Genomic DNA, 16,740 nt, shown 5'->3' on the forward strand with positions numbered 1-16,740 from the left:
AAGATCATGAACTCCATGTGTGAGCTAAGATATAGTGACTTTACAAATGAATTTTCATTTAAGACCATATAATCAATATATTTTAAATATAGTTACCAACATTTATCTAGGGTTAGATTAAATTAAAAAAATATTGATATGGAATCAGTAAATTTGAAACGATTGATATGGAATCAGTCGTTTTTTATTTACAGACTTGTTATAATAGAGTGAGGAGGGTATTTATGGAAGAATATATTTTAGCAATTGATCAGGGAACGACAAGTACCAGAGCTATTTTATTTGATCAACATGGACATTTATGTCATATGCAACAAAGAGAATTTAAACAATATTTTCCTCATCCAGGATGGGTAGAACATGATGCTAAAGAGATATGGAACTCGGTCGTAGAAGTGGTTCAGGCATTGTTTACGATTGATAATATTCAGTCTTCACAGATCAAAGCTATTGGAATAACCAATCAAAGAGAAACAACGGTCGTATGGGATAAAACAACAGGAGAACCTGTTTATCATGCCATTGTCTGGCAATCACGTCAATCACAGGATATTTGTGATGAATTGATTGAAAAAGGGTATAGTCCTATGATTCAAGAAAAAACGGGATTAATTATTAATCCATATTTTAGTGCCAGCAAAATCAAATGGATATTGGATCATATTGATTATGAACATAAGGATCAGTTACTATTTGGAACGATTGATACATGGCTGATCTGGAAATTGACTGGTGGAAAAGTACATGCGACAGATTATACCAATGCTTCAAGAACAATGTTATATAATATTCATGATTTAAAATGGGATGATGATTTATTAGCGTTATTTGATATTCCTAGAAGTATGTTACCAGAGGTGAAAGAATCTTCATGTATATATGGATACAGTGATGAAACGCAAATGAGTGGATTGCATTTTAGAGCACCTATCTGTGGAGTTGCAGGTGATCAACAGGCATCATTATTTGGGCATACTTGTTTTCAATCAGGAGATATCAAAAATACTTATGGAACAGGATGCTTTATTTTAATGAATACTGGTCATACGCCTGTAACATCAAATAACGGTTTATTGACAACAATTGCATGGGGACTTCATGGAGAAATCACTTATGCTTTAGAAGGGTCTGTTTTCATTGGTGGAAGTGTTATGCAATGGTTAAGAGATGGTCTTCATTTAATACAAAATGTTGGAGAAACAGAAGCTATGGCTCAATCTTTAAAGAATAATGAAGGTGTGTATCTCATCCCAGCATTTGTTGGGTTAGGCACGCCCTATTGGGAAAATGATGTCAGAGGAACAATCTTTGGCTTAACACGAGGAACTTCAAGAAATCATATTGTGCGTGCAGCTTTAGAGTCTATCGCTTTTCAAAGTTGCGATGTGATCGAAGTGATGAAACAGGAAGCACATATTTCTTTAAAAAGTCTATCAGTAGATGGTGGAGCAACAAGTAATGCATTTTTAATGCAGTTTCAAAGTGATATGCTTCATATTGATATATTACAGCCACAAGTTAAAGAAACAACAGCTCTTGGAGCAGCGTATTTAGCTGGTTTAGCTATAGGTTTTTATAAAAGTCAGGATGATATCAAGAAAAATCATCAATTTGCTCAAGTATATCATCCAGTCATGAATCAACAAGAAGCTTTACAATATTATAAGCAGTGGCAAAAAGCAATTGCAGCAACATGTGTATTTAAATAGGAGGGTTTTATGAAAGCAAAAAGAATTGTGGCTTTGACTTTATTAACATGTTTATTGATGGGATGTCAGCAAGCCGATGAAACAGCTAAAAACGATCAGTCAACTGTTGAATTGATTCAAACTGATGATAGCTGGGGAATTGCTTTGTCTTCGACAGATGTCAGCAATACAGGCTTAACATTGATTTGTAGCCAAAATGGTGGAGAGATCACAGGTGAACTTCAAACAGGTGAAAAATACTGGATTGAAGAAAAGGTAGATGGAAAGTGGCAGGAACTTTCAACACCAGAAAAACCTATTTGGCAAGATTTGTCTTATACCATTAAAATGCAAAACTTAACACAATGGGATATTCAATGGAGTGACCTTTATGGGACATTACCACAAGGAGAATATCGTATTGGTAAGGAAATTCAGGATTTTCGTGGTGGCAGTGACTATGATGAAAAAGCTTATTATGCTGAGTTTGTGATTGAATAGAAGTTTACGCTAGACGTAAACTTTTTTCTATGATACAACAATGATACAACTTGTTGATATGGTGATAAGGGGTGATGGTTTTGAAGGTATTAGTAGTAGAGGATGAATTGCCAATTAGAGATTTTATTGGAATGAATCTGACGAGAGCAGGATATCAATGTGAATATGCTCAAAATGGTATGGAAGGGGCTAATATGATTGAGAAAAATCATTATGATTTGATTCTATTGGATATTATGTTACCTTTTATTGACGGATATGAACTCATGCAATATATTGAACCGCAGCACATTCCAACAATTTTTATTAGTGCCAAAGGAACAGTTGAAGATAGAGTGAAAGGATTAAGAATGGGTGCTGATGATTATCTGGTTAAACCATTTTCTATGGATGAATTGTTAGCTAGAGTTGAAAGTGTTTTAAGACGTTATCATCAAAGCATGAATACGATTCAGGTTTTAGATATTACGATTGATGTTCAACAAAGATCAGTTATACAAAATCATCAAAAAGTCGAATTAACACATATGGAATATGAATTACTAATGTTTCTGATTCAAAATAAAAATATCGCCTTGTATCGTGATGTCTTATATCAAAAAGTCTGGAAAGATGACAGAGATCAGACAAGAACGCTAGATTTACATATTCAACGTTTAAGAAAAAAGCTAAATTGGCATGAACATATCAAAACAGTTTATAAAATTGGTTATATGTTAGAGGTTCCAGTATGAAATTTTCTGAAAAAATTATATGGAGCTGCTTTCTTGTTTTGACTTTTGTCTTTTCTTTAGGTTCTATGATTATGATATATCAAAATCATCAGGTCTTATTCAATCATACTGTTGATCAATGTCTTTCAGATTATCATATTCAAATTTATTCTTTGGAATCAAGATTATTTCAGGACGCTCAGCGATATGAAACAGAATATGGAAAAAATGAAGACAAGATGCTAGAAAGAATAGAATATTATTTAAATCAATTTCAAAAAGCTTCACTCCAGCAAATAGAAAACTATACACTTTTATCGGTAGATAATCAAAAATTAGCCAGTAATATGACCACTTTACAACAGAATTATGCTTCCACACAATATGATCAGACATATTTTATTGAGTCTCTGGAAGGGAAACAATATCTATTTGTGACTTCATCTTTTCATGCTGGAAAGGATACGTTTTATTTGTCATCTAGTTATGATATATCATCAGTTTATCAGGAACGTCAGCGTCAGCTGCAAAGTTTTTTAATCATTGCGTTGTTGCTGCTGGGAATGGCATTCTTTATTTTAAGATATGTTTCTCGTTATTTGACAAGGTCTATTTTGAAATTAAATGAAGTGTCTAAGCGTATTGCAGAAGGACAATATGATGAACGTACATGTATTGAAAGTTTAGATGAAATTGGAGAACTTTCACATAACTTTGATCGTATGGCAGAAATGAATGAACAAAAAATACATCAATTAGAACAAAGTGTCATTCAAAAAGAAGAATTTATGGGAAGTTTTTCTCATGAAATTAAAACACCCATGACAACCATTTTAGGATTTGCGGATTTATTAAGAACTTGTGATATGGATGAAGAAACACGTCAAAAAGCTGTTCAGTATATATATCAGGAAGGACAACGCTTGGAACGTTTATCTTATACGTTGATGAAACTCTTATCTTTAAGTGAAGAAAAAATAGATTTAGAAAGAGTATCTATTCATGAGTTTGTTGTAGAACTTCAAAACTATTATCTGCAACAGAAGCTTTCACAAAAGTTAATTTTTCATTATGATTCAGGAGAGGTTTTATCACATCATGAGCTGTTATTTGTTCTTATGCGAAATCTGATTGATAATGCCAGAAAAGCAAGTCAGGATAATCAAAATATTGAAATAAGTATTCATTATCAGGAGCATGGTTTTCTTTTTGTTGTGTGTGATTATGGTAGAGGTATGAGTCAGGAAGCTATTGAAAAAGCGACAGAACCTTTTTATATGGAAGATAAATCACGTTCACGTATGCAAGGAGGAGCAGGACTCGGATTGACGATTGTAAATAGAATTTTAGAATTACATCATAGTCAATTGAAAATAGAATCTCTTTTGCATCAAGGAACAACGATTTCTTTTTGGTTGGAGGAATATCATGAAGTATAAAAAAAGAATTCTTTATATATGTCTTATTGTTTTATGTTTATCTCTGCCATTTTTGGTTATCTATGTGAGTGATTATTATACTTTTCATCAACAGAGGTCAATTGAAAATCAGGCTTTAAGTCAAATTGCTCAGTCACATCCCATCATAGAAGAGCTTTATCAAAGTTACTTTGGCTATGATGCTGAAGATTCATCGCAGGAAGAAACATATGTGATTAGAGAGAAGGATTCATATACGGCTTCACAACAAGAAGATATTGAGAAATATCAAAAGATTTTTACTCAAGAAATTAAAAAGTTGGTTCAATATCATATTTTATCCGAGAGTATTCTTGAAATTGATGATATCAACCAATATCAGGTTGATTTTGGAACTTTTAATATTTCTCAAGAAGGAGTTTTAGTACAGACTTTTAGAATGGGTGAAGACTATAAAGAATTGTCTTTTTTAATGAATTTAAAAACCCAGAAAATCATTTCTGTCTCTTTATGGGATGATCAGTATCAAGCTTTAAGTAAAAAAGATATTCAAACAATGACATGGGGGATGATTCAATATTTAGAATTAGATGATATAGATGATTGGTATTATAATCAAAATGGATATGAATCTCAGTCAGTGAATTTAAGAGTTCATTATGAACAAAATGAATATGAATCTCCAGGTATGAGTATTCAAGTGAATCTCATTGGAAGAATGCGTGGATTAGGAACAGTTTTAGAATAAACTGTTCTTTTTTTACAAGTTAGATACAAGTCTTTGATAGTGTGGTGATGAGGTGATAGAAGTGAAAAAAATGATGATTTGTTTATGTTGTTTATTATTATGGGGATGTCAAGTAGCACCAGAGCAATCCGCTCAAGAATCAGTCACAGCGAAGAATGATTTAATCATTAAGGATGCTCAAGATGGCGATGGCAATGAAGAAGGGTATTACTATATCAAAAATGAAAATGAATTGAATCTGCTTTGTTATTATGATTATCAAAGCAAGCAGGAAATTTATGTGTGTCATCAGGTTGAATGTCAACATCAGGATGAAACTTGTCAGGCTGTACAAGAAGGACTTTCATTTTCAGCAGATGTTGTGGTTTATCAGGATCACTTATATATCTTTGATCTCATCGGTGGAACAACTGTAGATCTATTCAATGAAAGATCGCATTCAGGGCCACAGATTATTCAATTGGATTTAGATGGACAAAATCGTAAAGTTTTATATGAACTGGAAAAAGGTTATGAATTTGAAAGCAGTCATTGTGCCTTTGACAATCAATATTTATATGTGAGTGTACGTCATGATCAGGGATATACAATGGATGATGGAACCAATTTATTTGTTGCTGATAAGGAAACTTTAAAACGTATTGATTTACAGACGGGAGAAAGTGAAGATGTACTTAATACTTTAGATATGACACTGATGGGTGTTCAAGGTCGACAAATGATTTTTGAAAAATTCTGTTATAGCGAAGATCCTTATCCTTATTTAAAAGAAAAGAATTTTAAAAAGTTTGATCAGATTACAATGAATGCCAAGATAGGATATTGTGTTGTTGATATTGATACAAAGGAAAGTCAGAACATATCAAGTGATGTAGAAAATTTTGGAGAATATTGTGATGGTATGATTTATTATACACAAGAACATTCTCTTTATGGTTTAGACTTAAAAACTCAAAAAGTAATAACACTTCAAACATTACCTGAAGTTCAAGATTCAAGTGATTATTATATTTCATATGTGATTGATCATCATTTGATTATTGAACAATATGATGCCAATCAAGAAGCAGTTGTAAAGATGTATTCATTTAATATTGATACAAAAGAGCTTTGTACTTTACATCAGTTTACACGAGATCCTCAAGAAGTTGTACAGATTATCAATCAGACATCAGATCATTTATTAGTTCAATATGATAGAGAAGGGCATGAAGAAAAAACATGGGCAGGAACCATGCAATATGAAGTGGATAAAATTTATGTTGGACTCATTTCGAAAGAAGACTTTTTGAATGATCAGGATCATTATCAGAATATTCAGTTGTTAGGTGATGGATATGTTGAAAATTAAAGATGTCAGTGTCTGTTATGGAAAGTATCATGCTTTAGATCATGTGAGTTTTGAAATGAAAGCAGGTCTTTATGCTCTGTTAGGACCTAATGGTTCAGGAAAATCAACATTAATGAAAGCTATCTGTAAACAATTACCATTAACAAGTGGCTGTATTCAATGGCATGATTATAACATTGAAAATATGAAAGAAGAATATTTTCAAATTTTAGGATATGCACCACAGATTCAAGGGTTATATGAAAATATGACAGGATTACAATTTTTATATTATATGGCTATTTTAAAAGGAATATCAAAAAAGAAGTTAAAAGATGAAGTATTAAGAGTGGCTCAATATGTGCATATGGAAAGTCATTTGAAACAAAAATGTAAAACTTATTCAGGAGGAATGAAACAACGTCTTTTGATAGCACAATCATTATTAGGTCATCCATCTTTACTTTTGTTAGATGAACCGACAGTTGGTTTAGACCCTAAAGAAAGAGTAGCATTAAAGAAAGTTTTAGCCTCATTATCTCAAAATCATATTTTACTAGTGACCACACATGTTGTTTCAGATATTGAGGATATCGCACAAGATATATTGTTTTTAAAAGATGGTCAAATTGTGACTCAGGGATCAAAGGAAGAGCTTCTTGATTGTTATCATGTGACATCTTTGGAAGATGTATATTTGTGCATATTTGGAGATCAGCAATGTTAGCACTTATCAAATATGAAGCTCTCAAGCTTTTACAAAATAAAAAATGTTTACTCATCTTAGTGGTGATGATTATCGTTCACATGCTTTTATTTATTTATCAGCAAAGTCTTTCTTCTATTCCTTCATCCAGTTACCAGCGTCTTCAAGAAACACTGGATTCTATTGATAATGAACAAAGATATACTTATATCCATAATGAATACAAAAAATATCAGGCTTTTGAAATCTTAGAACAATTATCCTATTTGCGTCAAAATGAATCTGAAAATCAAATGATGATTGAAAGTATTTTAAGTGAAAATCCTAACATTGAAAAAGAGTATTTGGCATTATATCGTCAAAATCATCAGCTACATTATACTGATTCTTTAGAGGCTGAAGTTCAATTTCTTAAAGGGATAAATGATGAAATGACATTGCTTCATCAATATCCTCAATATATCCAACAGATTCAAGAAAAAGCGCAGACATTTTCACAAATTTCTATTTTTCAACAGGATTCACAAACACAAAATGATATTCAAAAATCTGCTCAAGATTATCAGGGGCGTGAAGATATTGACATTATCTACGAAAGTGAATATGGAATACAACAATCTCTAACTTTCCCTATGACATCACTTTTTCTATTCATTATGATTTTTCTTCTCTCTTCAACAATCCTGATTGAAGAGAGGGAAAGTGGATGTTTAGGATTTATGAAAACAACTGTGAAAGGTAGTACTCTAAGTATCATTGCTAAAATGGTAGTATTGATTGTCGGTATAGGACTGATTTGTATTTTCATATATAGTAGTTTATTGTTTTATATGGCATATCAATGTGGATTGGGAGATTTATCTAAAAGCATACAGTCATTAGCCAGCTACTATCAATGTCCATTACGTATCAATGTCATTCAATTTATGGCTTTGTTTCTTTCTTTAAAAATCATCTCATTATCTTTTATTGGTTTGTTGATGATGATTTTCTGTCTGACTTTCAAAAATCAGACTATACTTTGGATAACGATGTTTCTCATTGTTTTGATTGAATATGTTTTTTATATTTTTATACCACATACAAGTTCTTTTTCTATCATCAAATATCTGAATATTGTGGCTTTATTACAAACGCATCTTTTCTTTGAAATATATCAGAATATTTCTGTTTTTGGAAAGCTTATGTCTTTATACTCACTTATATGGATCATTGTTTTATGTGCTTTTATGATGAGTGCAGGAATTTGTTATAGGATATTTATTTGTCCAAGAGATTTAACAATCATGACTTCCAAGCATACAACATTTACACCTGTTTTCACGTCTTTAAGACAGTTTGAATTTTATAAAATATTGATTCTTCAAAAAGGATGGTTTGTGATTGTTTTGTGTCTGTTTCTACAGCTCTATAATAATCAGCATACTTCACTTTATACTGATTATGATACAACGCTTTATCTACAGTATTTAACACAAGTAGAAGGACCTTTAACAGAGGAAAAAGAATCCTGGATTTTAAAACAGCAAGCCTATTTTCAAGATTTACATCAACAATTAGATCAAATCAGTCAACAGAATTTTCCTTTACAACAACGTCAAAAACAACAGGAACTTATTGAAAATAAATTAGTGGGAGAAAACGCCTTTTTAAAAATCGTTGAACAGTATGAATGGATTCAGGAACACCCACAGGCACAATTTATCTTTTCTTTACCTTATGAAAATTATCTATTATCTGATACATGGATGATGACACCAATGTTTGTTTTATGTCTGTTTATCATTATATGTCTGTTTCAGGTTATCTCCTATGAATATCAATTTCAGACACATTACATAACTTTATCAACGCTCTATGGCCAAAAGAAAGTCATTATGCAAAAAATAATCTGTAGTCTTGTGATTACGCTTGTTTTATGCCTGTTGATTTTTGGAACAACCTTTTTGATTTTTCAACAAAAATATGGTTTTCATCATTTAGATGCCAGTGCTCTTTCTATACCGGAGCTTGTTTGTTTGCCATCATGGCTTCATTTGGGTGTGTTGATGATTATAGATTTTTTACTGAAAATCATCGCTGCAATTTGTCTGGTTATGATCCTCCTTGCGCTAGGCTTATACTTTAAAAATGCAATGTTGACATTATTGGTGAGTTTATTTGTATTCGTATTACCTTTAAGCCTTGTTATAATGGACATTTCATGGATTAAAGTTTTGAGCCTTTATCCATTATTTTGTAGTGTATATTGTTTTATACAGGAACCAATGATTTTAGCTATGAGTATGATTCTATGGGTAGGTTTAGCTTTATATTCTGCAAAGTATTTAAGGATGCATTATCGTGCTTAAATATTTATATATCACATCTTAAATAAAAAACATGACTTCATTTCAAAGTCATGTTTTCATTTTAGCGGACACCGCCTCCGCCACCACCAGAGAAGCCACCTCCGCCTCCTGTAAATGATGATGAACCGCCACCACCACTTGCAGCTATAGAAGCATCATGTGAAGCTTTCATACTGTTGTGTGAGAACATATGAACCATATGCATTGTATAGATCGTATCTAATTGTGATTGCTCATTGAAGGTTGGACATAATCTTCCTAATTGTTCCTGAACTTTATCGGCAATCTGTAAAATAGAAGCAAAGATGAGATATTCTTCCCATAACTTGACTTCAATCACTTCTTTTTCATCAATCAAGCTCATTTCCTCTAAGAAAGTCTTTAAACCTATGATATGTTCCATTTCTTCTCTGATAGATGCATCATAAGTATCAGTGCTATGTGAGAATCTGATTTTTAAAAATGATGTATATGTTGTTTCTAATGTTAATAAATGTTGTTCTCTTAGCTCATTTTCAATATATTCATCAATGCTTTCAAACCATTCATCAATTTTTTCATAATTTTCTTTGCACCACGATTCAAACTCATCTGTTTCTAAGACCTGATTAGAACCAGCTGCCTGTCTAAAAAATTGAAATAACTTTTTCTCTAATGGATGTGTAATAGGAATATCGTTATCTAAATCTATTGAATAACCATCTTTTTTAAAGAAGAGGAATTGTTTGACTTCTTCTTTTTGAAATTCAATATAGTTTTCTTTAATCCATCTTAATAGAATAGCAGCAATCAGGCCATCACGATCTTGATCAGTAATCAAACCTAATTTTTTAGCATAGTAATAGAATTGAAATAAATCTTTTTGACAAGGAATATCTCTAAACATTGGTGGTTCATGATTCAATGGAATATGATCGTTGAATTGAAAATCAACACGACCTCTTGTATAAGCCACAATCAATACGACGACAACTGCACCAATCAATCCTATCGCTGCAAAGACAATAGCGATAATCATCGCAGTATTATCTTTATACATGAAAGAGTTGTAATAATCTCCCTGATCATAAAATTCGTCTTCATATTCACTGCCATCAATCGCATCTTCTAATATCTTTTGAAAAGATTGATCATTCACATGAGCGTTTGTAAATGTTTCATTATCAATTTGCATCAATAATTGCATCTTAGCACCTTCAGGTACAGCACTTTGTGTTTCCATAATGACATCACCATGATCAAAATAGACAACACCCTGATATCCAAAGGCCCAGATTTTCGCATTGTTTTTGTTGAAATCATGTGAAGATGAAACGGTAATCTTGACATGTTGAGGTTCTAACTCCATTTCTGAAAAGAAAGCATAGTTAAATCCTTGAGTGTCCTGATATTGTTGGACAAAATTGGCTATATCATATTCAAATGTATAAGTTCTTCGTCCATACTCACCAATACCAAAGCAGAGTTCATAGCGATCACCATCTTGAATCATCCCACATTTGCCATCTTTGTCTTCTTTATCAAGATCGACATCCCATTCACCAATATTTTGATAACGCTTGCCTTGATCATCAACAACATTAAAATTCGATATATGAGAATCTCCCATATTATCAAAAACTTTATAAATTTCTGTTCCCTCTTCAATATTGATATCCCAAATTTCCTGCACATGTGCACTTCCATCATTATTTAAAGTTGTATGGATAGAGATGTCATTTAAATGGGTATCAGCTCCATAAACCAAAGAAGATAACGATGGTATGAGAATGAGTAGTAAAGAAAATATCAGACATATTTTCTTTTTCATATTAAAATTTCACCTCAGGAATCTCTTTATCATTTTCATTAATTTCAAAGTAATTAAATCTTTCAAAATGAAATAGACTGGCAATTATGCTAGATGGGAACATCTCTAACTTATTTGTATAACTATAAACGGAATCATTATAGAATTGTCTAGCAAAACTAATCTTATCTTCAGTTTGTGTTAATTCATTTTGTAAACTGACAAAGTTTGTGTTCGCTTTTAAATCAGGATAAGCTTCACTAATAGCCATAATCTTATTTAAGGCCTGTGTCAATTCTCCCGCTGCTTCCATTTGTTCACTTGGAATAGAAGCGTTCATATATGTGTTTCTGGCTTGCATGACACTATCCAAAGTTTCTTTTTCATGTTTAGCATAACCTTTGACAGTTTCAACTAAATTAGGAATCAAATCAGCACGTCTTTTTAAGACAACATCAATTTGTGCCCAATTTGTTTTCACTTTATTTTTTTCTCTCACTAAGGCATTATATGAGACAATCACATATAATACCAAAACAACAATGAGAATACCTACTATTATTAATATCATAATCCTTTCCTCCTATAACAACATTATATACTATTCTTTGATGAAAATTGTAAATTTTTTGTTAAATCATCAGATAAATAGAATTGTTTTATGGAATATTTATTTCAAAAAAAGTAGATAAGTGTTTGATCTTATCTACTTGGTTTTGTCCAGTTTTCTTTTTTTATACCATAAATAATACCAATAGTATCAGCTAAGAACCAGCCAATAGGAATAGCCCACCATATCGCAACAGTACCTAATATTGGAGCGAAGGCATAAGCCAAAGCGACTCTTGTTCCTAAAGAGGCAATTGTTAAAACAACAGAAATGCCAGGCTTTCCAACACCACGATAATAGCCATAGAGTAAAAATAAGCATCCAATTCCTAAATAACACATACCTTCAATCTGTAAGTATTCAACACCTTGACGAATAATTTCAACTTCTTCAGGATGAATGAAAATCAGCATGAGTGTAGGTGCAAAAATATAGACAATTAAAGAAATGAAAATACAGAAGATACCAGAAATCAGGATAGCTGATTTAAGCCCTTTGTGGATACGTTCTGGCAGATTGGCACCTTGATTTTGAGCGATGAAGGTTGAAAAAGCATTGCCAAAATCCTGAACAGGCATATAGGCAAAAGAGTCAATCTTCACAGCTGCCGCAAAAGCAGACATAGTGATGACACCAAAACTATTGACTAATCCCTGAATCATCAAAATACCAAAGTTCATAACAGATTGCTGGATGCATGTTAATAATGAATAATCTTTAATCTTTTTGATAATGTCTTTATCAAAATAGCAGTGTTGTCGTGTTGGTAATAAATCTTTTTGTTTGATGAAAACATAAATCATAATACCAAAACCACTCACCGCTTGCGCAATAATTGTCGCAAGGGCAGCACCACTGACTCTCATATGAAAAGAGACAATGAAATAAACGTCTAAAATAATATTGATGATGGTTGCAATCGCAAGAAAATAAAGAGGCACTTTAGAATTTCCTAATGCTCTTAATAAAGAAGCAAAATAATTATAAAGAAAAGTAAAAAAGAAACCGATAAAGATGATAAATAAGTAATCATAACTTTGTTGATAGATATCTTGGGGAATATTCATAAAATGTAAAATAGGATGAATAAAAATGAGACATAATATTTCTAGAATGACTGTAAAAATCATAATGCCAATAAAAGAAATAAAAAAAGAAGTTTTCATTTTATCTATTTGTTGACCACCATAATACATTGAAAATAAGATTCCACTTCCCATACATAACCCTAGAATGACAGATGTTAAAAAGGTCATTAAAGTAAAAGAGGATCCTACAGCAGCTAAAGCATTGGAACCAAGAAATTGTCCAACAATGAAGGTATCTGCGACATTATAGAACTGTTGAAGAAGATTCCCAATAATCATCGGTATCGCAAAGAAAATTAATGATTTGGTAATAGAACCATGTGTTAACTGATTATTCATAAAAACCCCCTATAAATTATGAAGAATGAGATCAGACATTGTATGGGCATATTCTTCCATAGATTCAAAATTTTCATTTTGAAGCCATTCTCTTAATAATATCATAAAGCCACCAATGAATATATGAAGTCTTCTTTTGGTTTCTGGAGAAAGAGAAAACTCCTGTTGTAATTCTTGAATCATTGCATCTCTCATTTCATTATAAAATTCAAATGTAAAATCCTGATTAGATAAAATACAGTATGTTTCATAGTCATTCTTTAAAATATCTAAAATTTTCATTAATAATGTATTGAGCTGTTCAACTAATGTCAGCTTATGATTTTTACGTGTAAAATATAAAATCTGTTCAATGAATTCACGTTGAAAACTCTCTAGTAAATCCTTTGTATCTAAATAATGGGCATAGAATGTCCCACGACTAATATTGGCTTCATGAATAATATCAGTGACTGTCACTTTGCTGGCAGGTTTTTCTTTTAAAAGATCAATAAAAGCTTTTTTTATTAATAATTTTGAACGTGTTGCGTTACGATATTCAGTTCTCATTCAAATCCCCTCCTTCAATATTGGACAGTTTGAACCAATGTGTCTAATATTGTATAAATCATGAATATGTGTACATTGTATACATATTTTAAATCTATTATAATATATTTAAATAAGAAAAGTATATAAGAATTTCACAATATACTCAAAAAGGAGGAGAGCTTATGATGAATTTTTATCGCTTGAACCATCGTCTACAACAGATGACTTTAAAGATTTTACAGAATCTTTGTCATCGTCATGATATTGTAATTGAAGATGGAGATTTAAAGATTATTTTACATCTCATTCAAGATAATCCTCACACAGTCTTAAATGATGAGTATACACCTATCTTATTGTCAGAAATATCTCAAAAAACAAGTCGTGAAACTTGTTTGAATTTTAAACCACTTTTAGATGAGAATTATTTACTTCAAGAGATAGAATAGCCACCAAACAGGTGGTTTTTTTATTGTTTCATCAATCATAAAATGATAGAATGTCCTGTGGGTGAGAGAATATATGAAAACAATTGCAATTGTCGCAACTGGTGGAACGATTGCTGGGAGAGGACAGATAGGAAAAGCTGTAGCCTACCATGCAGGAGAAATGGATGTTAATGAAATTATTGAATCTATTCCAATGTTAAATCAAGTTGCACATATTAAAGAATATCAATTAATGAATGTAGATAGTAATGAGATGACACCACAAAGATGGATTATGTTGTCACGTCAGATTAATGAACTGGTTGAACGTGATGATATTGATGGTATTGTGGTGACTCATGGAACAGATACTTTAGATGAAACGGCTTATTTTTTGAATTTGACATTACATACATCTAAACCAGTCGTTGTGACAGGGGCTATGCGTCCTGCCACAGCAACCAGTGCTGATGGGCCTTATAATTTATATCAGGCTGTTTGTCTGGCAGCTGATGATGGAGCCTATAATCAGGGTGTCATGGGGCTTTTTTCGAGTACGATATATTCGGGAAGGGATATCCAAAAAGTCAATAATTTTAAGGTGGATGCTTTTGAACAAAAGGCATTTGGATGTTTGGGTTATATGCAAGACCATGAAGTTCATTTCTTTTCAAAAACATTTAAAAAACATACTCTTCAATCTCTTTTTTCTAGCCAAAATTATAATGACTTACCAGCAGTAGGAATTGCTTATTTTTATGCGGGTGCAAGTCATGAAATTCTCTATTCTTTAGCTTTAAATCATCAAGGAATTATATTAACAGGATCAGGAAGTGGGAATTATAGTCAGGACTGGTTACATGCGATTGAAGATTTATCAAAACAGGGCATTATTTTTGTCCGTTGTTCAAGAGTATCACAAGGTATTGTTTTTGATGATGAAGTGTTTGATCCTCATCATTGTTGTATACCTGGAAATACTTTAACACCACAAAAAGCCAGAGTTTTATTAATGCTGGCATTAACATATACACATGATCGTCAAAGAATTAAGGAGTTTTTTAATGAATACTAAACGCAAAGGTATTATTTTTACAATGATTGCCACTATTCTTTTTGGAGTAACACCAGCTATTGGGAAAATGACATATGCAATGGGGAATAATGGTATACAATTGGCTTTTTTAAGGCATTTATTTGTCTTGCCGTTATTTTTATTTATTGTTCTTTATCAGGGAAAATCATTACGATTGAATCGTCAGCAGCTTTTAGATGTTTTCAAAGTAGGCTTTTTTGGAAATACATTGACAATTGTCTTATTGTATTCATCTTATGAATATATAGGAGTAGGAAGTGCAACGGTTCTACACTTTTTATATCCATTGTTTGTATGCTGTATGAATTTTTTGTTTTATCAGCAAAAACTCAACAAGCAACAGATTTTATGTCTTGTTTTAGCCATTCTAGGTATTTTCTGTTTTATGGATTCATCTGCATCTTCTTTATTAGGCGCTTTATTAGCAATTTTATCAGGTGTTTTCTTTGCTTATTATATGGTGGGTATGGATCATTCTTTGATTCGTTATATGAGTCCCTATGTTTTTAATTTTTATCTGGTCGTTATGAATACGATCGTGATACTGATTTTAGCCATGGTATTGGGACGTATCCATATCATGCCAATAGAAGCATATATTTTATCAGCTGTTGTTGCTGTGCTGACATCTTTAATTGGTGTTGTTTTACTACAAAAAGGTATTTATTGTCTAGGGGCATCTTTAACGGCTATTTTATCAACTTTAGAGCCTATCACAAGTATTGTTGTTGGTGTTTTATGGTTGAATGAAGGATTAACATTATTGAAAGTAATAGGATGTATACTTGTTTTATTATCGACTTTTATCTTAGTGAAAAGTCAAAATCAAGAAGGAGAACTTAAATGACATGGGATGAACTGATGGATGATTTATCAAAGCAATCATCATTTTTACTTGCTATTGATGGGATGAGTGGCAGTGGTAAAACAACTTTAGCTCAAAGTTTACAAGAAAAATGGCATGCGCATGTTTTTCATATGGATGATTTCTTTTTGCCATTAGAAATGCGTACACCACAAAGGTTACAGCAACCTGGTGGTAATGTGCATTATGAACGCTTTTTAGAAACGGTCTTAAAACCTTTATCTTTACAACAATCTGTTTTTTATCAGCCTTTTGACTGTCAGACGATGTCACTTCAAACAGTTCAGGAAATACCTTATTCACCCTTTAACATTATTGAGGGGAGCTATGCATTACATCCTTCTTTACAACGTTATTATACGCATGGAATTGTTTTAAAGATTTCGCCACTTACGCAAAAAGAACGTTTATTCAAAAGAAATCCTGAAAAAATAGATCAGTTTATTCATCGCTGGATTCCGATGGAAAATCAATATTTTGATGCTTTTGATATTTTTGAAAAGTACCCTGTTTTAGAACGATGACATATTTGATCACGC

16 protein-coding genes are annotated in these 16,740 nt (G+C 32.0%); 12 read left to right on the forward strand and 4 right to left on the reverse strand.

Annotation, left to right across the window (positions count from 1 at the left end; all coding sequences use genetic code 11):
* Positions 1-224: 224 nt before the first annotated feature.
* The 8 genes from glpK to B5E87_RS08540 all read left to right on the forward strand — a co-directional run bounded on the left by glpK (position 225) and on the right by B5E87_RS08540 (position 9,455).
* Positions 225-1,709, forward strand: coding sequence for a glycerol kinase GlpK (glpK, locus tag B5E87_RS08505; RefSeq protein ID WP_087244507.1), 1,485 nt, complete (start codon positions 225-227; stop codon positions 1,707-1,709).
* A 9-nt stretch (positions 1,710-1,718) separates the two neighbouring features.
* Positions 1,719-2,189, forward strand: a complete 471-nt coding sequence (locus tag B5E87_RS08510) for an immunoglobulin-like domain-containing protein (protein ID WP_087244508.1) — start codon at positions 1,719-1,721, stop codon at positions 2,187-2,189.
* An 80-nt stretch (positions 2,190-2,269) separates the two neighbouring features.
* The gene (locus tag B5E87_RS08515) at positions 2,270-2,923 is read left to right on the forward strand and encodes a response regulator transcription factor (protein ID WP_087244552.1); all 654 of its coding nucleotides are present in this window, start codon (positions 2,270-2,272) and stop codon (positions 2,921-2,923) included.
* A complete protein-coding gene (locus tag B5E87_RS08520; RefSeq protein ID WP_087244509.1) occupies positions 2,920-4,341 on the forward strand; it encodes a sensor histidine kinase in 1,422 nt (473 codons plus the stop codon). The genes B5E87_RS08515 and B5E87_RS08520 overlap by 4 nt, the downstream gene beginning before the upstream one ends.
* Positions 4,331-5,068, forward strand: coding sequence for a hypothetical protein (locus tag B5E87_RS08525; RefSeq protein ID WP_087244510.1), 738 nt, complete (start codon positions 4,331-4,333; stop codon positions 5,066-5,068). The genes B5E87_RS08520 and B5E87_RS08525 overlap by 11 nt, the downstream gene beginning before the upstream one ends.
* Before the next feature lie 70 nt (positions 5,069-5,138).
* Entirely contained in the window at positions 5,139-6,419 is a 1,281-nt protein-coding gene (locus B5E87_RS08530) for a hypothetical protein (protein ID WP_479684546.1), read from the forward strand.
* On the forward strand, positions 6,406-7,125 hold the full coding sequence (locus B5E87_RS08535; RefSeq protein ID WP_087244512.1) for an ATP-binding cassette domain-containing protein: 720 nt from the start codon (positions 6,406-6,408) through the stop codon (positions 7,123-7,125). Before B5E87_RS08530 ends, B5E87_RS08535 begins: the two co-directional genes overlap by 14 nt.
* Positions 7,119-9,455: an ABC transporter permease subunit gene (locus tag B5E87_RS08540; RefSeq protein ID WP_087244513.1), complete on the forward strand. Its 2,337-nt coding sequence runs from the start codon at positions 7,119-7,121 to the stop codon at positions 9,453-9,455. The genes B5E87_RS08535 and B5E87_RS08540 overlap by 7 nt, the downstream gene beginning before the upstream one ends.
* 61 nt (positions 9,456-9,516) lie before the next feature.
* Here the strand turns inward: B5E87_RS08540 and B5E87_RS08545 are convergent, their stop codons facing one another.
* The 4 genes from B5E87_RS08545 to B5E87_RS08560 all read right to left on the reverse strand — a co-directional run bounded on the left by B5E87_RS08545 (position 9,517) and on the right by B5E87_RS08560 (position 13,830).
* On the reverse strand, positions 9,517-11,265 hold the full coding sequence (locus B5E87_RS08545) for a DUF2207 family protein (protein ID WP_087244514.1): 1,749 nt from the start codon (positions 11,263-11,265) through the stop codon (positions 9,517-9,519).
* Between the two features lies 1 nt (position 11,266).
* On the reverse strand, positions 11,267-11,815 hold the full coding sequence (locus B5E87_RS08550) for a LemA family protein (protein WP_087244515.1): 549 nt from the start codon (positions 11,813-11,815) through the stop codon (positions 11,267-11,269).
* A gap of 131 nt (positions 11,816-11,946) precedes the next feature.
* The gene (locus tag B5E87_RS08555) at positions 11,947-13,281 is read right to left on the reverse strand and encodes an MATE family efflux transporter (protein WP_087244516.1); all 1,335 of its coding nucleotides are present in this window, start codon (positions 13,279-13,281) and stop codon (positions 11,947-11,949) included.
* Positions 13,282-13,290: 9 nt separating this feature from the next.
* Positions 13,291-13,830, reverse strand: a complete 540-nt coding sequence (locus B5E87_RS08560; protein ID WP_087244517.1) for a TetR/AcrR family transcriptional regulator — start codon at positions 13,828-13,830, stop codon at positions 13,291-13,293.
* A gap of 164 nt (positions 13,831-13,994) precedes the next feature.
* Between B5E87_RS08560 and B5E87_RS08565 the strand changes: the two genes are divergently transcribed.
* The 4 genes from B5E87_RS08565 (at position 13,995) to B5E87_RS08580 (ending at position 16,725) form a co-directional block, all read left to right on the forward strand.
* Positions 13,995-14,261, forward strand: coding sequence for a DUF2624 family protein (locus tag B5E87_RS08565; RefSeq protein WP_087244518.1), 267 nt, complete (start codon positions 13,995-13,997; stop codon positions 14,259-14,261).
* 73 nt (positions 14,262-14,334) lie between these two features.
* The gene (locus B5E87_RS08570; RefSeq protein WP_087244519.1) at positions 14,335-15,315 is read left to right on the forward strand and encodes an asparaginase; all 981 of its coding nucleotides are present in this window, start codon (positions 14,335-14,337) and stop codon (positions 15,313-15,315) included.
* Positions 15,305-16,183, forward strand: coding sequence for a DMT family transporter (locus tag B5E87_RS08575; protein WP_087244520.1), 879 nt, complete (start codon positions 15,305-15,307; stop codon positions 16,181-16,183). Before B5E87_RS08570 ends, B5E87_RS08575 begins: the two co-directional genes overlap by 11 nt.
* Complete coding sequence (locus B5E87_RS08580; protein ID WP_087244521.1) at positions 16,180-16,725, forward strand: uridine kinase family protein; 546 nt, start codon at positions 16,180-16,182, stop codon at positions 16,723-16,725. The genes B5E87_RS08575 and B5E87_RS08580 overlap by 4 nt, the downstream gene beginning before the upstream one ends.
* The last annotated feature ends 15 nt before the right edge of the window (positions 16,726-16,740 follow it).

The organism is Massilimicrobiota sp. An142, from assembly GCF_002160725.1.
In the GTDB taxonomy this organism is placed as follows: Bacteria; Bacillota_I; Bacilli_A; order Erysipelotrichales; family Coprobacillaceae; genus Allocoprobacillus; species Allocoprobacillus merdigallinarum.

What these genes read in the sequence shown, in the direction of transcription:
- glpK (WP_087244507.1), top strand. Translation starts at nt 225, where the DNA reads ATGGAAGAATATATTTTAGCAATTGATCAGGGAACGACAAGTACCAGA.
- B5E87_RS08510 (WP_087244508.1), top strand. Translation starts at nt 1,719, where the DNA reads ATGAAAGCAAAAAGAATTGTGGCTTTGACTTTATTAACATGTTTATTG.
- B5E87_RS08520 (WP_087244509.1), top strand. Translation starts at nt 2,920, where the DNA reads ATGAAATTTTCTGAAAAAATTATATGGAGCTGCTTTCTTGTTTTGACT.
- B5E87_RS08525 (WP_087244510.1), top strand. Translation starts at nt 4,331, where the DNA reads ATGAAGTATAAAAAAAGAATTCTTTATATATGTCTTATTGTTTTATGT.
- B5E87_RS08530 (WP_479684546.1), top strand. Translation starts at nt 5,139, where the DNA reads ATGATGATTTGTTTATGTTGTTTATTATTATGGGGATGTCAAGTAGCA.
- B5E87_RS08535 (WP_087244512.1), top strand. Translation starts at nt 6,406, where the DNA reads ATGTTGAAAATTAAAGATGTCAGTGTCTGTTATGGAAAGTATCATGCT.
- B5E87_RS08540 (WP_087244513.1), top strand. Translation starts at nt 7,119, where the DNA reads ATGTTAGCACTTATCAAATATGAAGCTCTCAAGCTTTTACAAAATAAA.
- B5E87_RS08545 (WP_087244514.1), bottom strand. Translation starts at nt 11,265, where the DNA reads ATGAAAAAGAAAATATGTCTGATATTTTCTTTACTACTCATTCTCATA.
- B5E87_RS08550 (WP_087244515.1), bottom strand. Translation starts at nt 11,815, where the DNA reads ATGATATTAATAATAGTAGGTATTCTCATTGTTGTTTTGGTATTATAT.
- B5E87_RS08555 (WP_087244516.1), bottom strand. Translation starts at nt 13,281, where the DNA reads ATGAATAATCAGTTAACACATGGTTCTATTACCAAATCATTAATTTTC.
- B5E87_RS08560 (WP_087244517.1), bottom strand. Translation starts at nt 13,830, where the DNA reads ATGAGAACTGAATATCGTAACGCAACACGTTCAAAATTATTAATAAAA.
- B5E87_RS08565 (WP_087244518.1), top strand. Translation starts at nt 13,995, where the DNA reads ATGATGAATTTTTATCGCTTGAACCATCGTCTACAACAGATGACTTTA.
- B5E87_RS08570 (WP_087244519.1), top strand. Translation starts at nt 14,335, where the DNA reads ATGAAAACAATTGCAATTGTCGCAACTGGTGGAACGATTGCTGGGAGA.
- B5E87_RS08575 (WP_087244520.1), top strand. Translation starts at nt 15,305, where the DNA reads ATGAATACTAAACGCAAAGGTATTATTTTTACAATGATTGCCACTATT.
- B5E87_RS08580 (WP_087244521.1), top strand. Translation starts at nt 16,180, where the DNA reads ATGACATGGGATGAACTGATGGATGATTTATCAAAGCAATCATCATTT.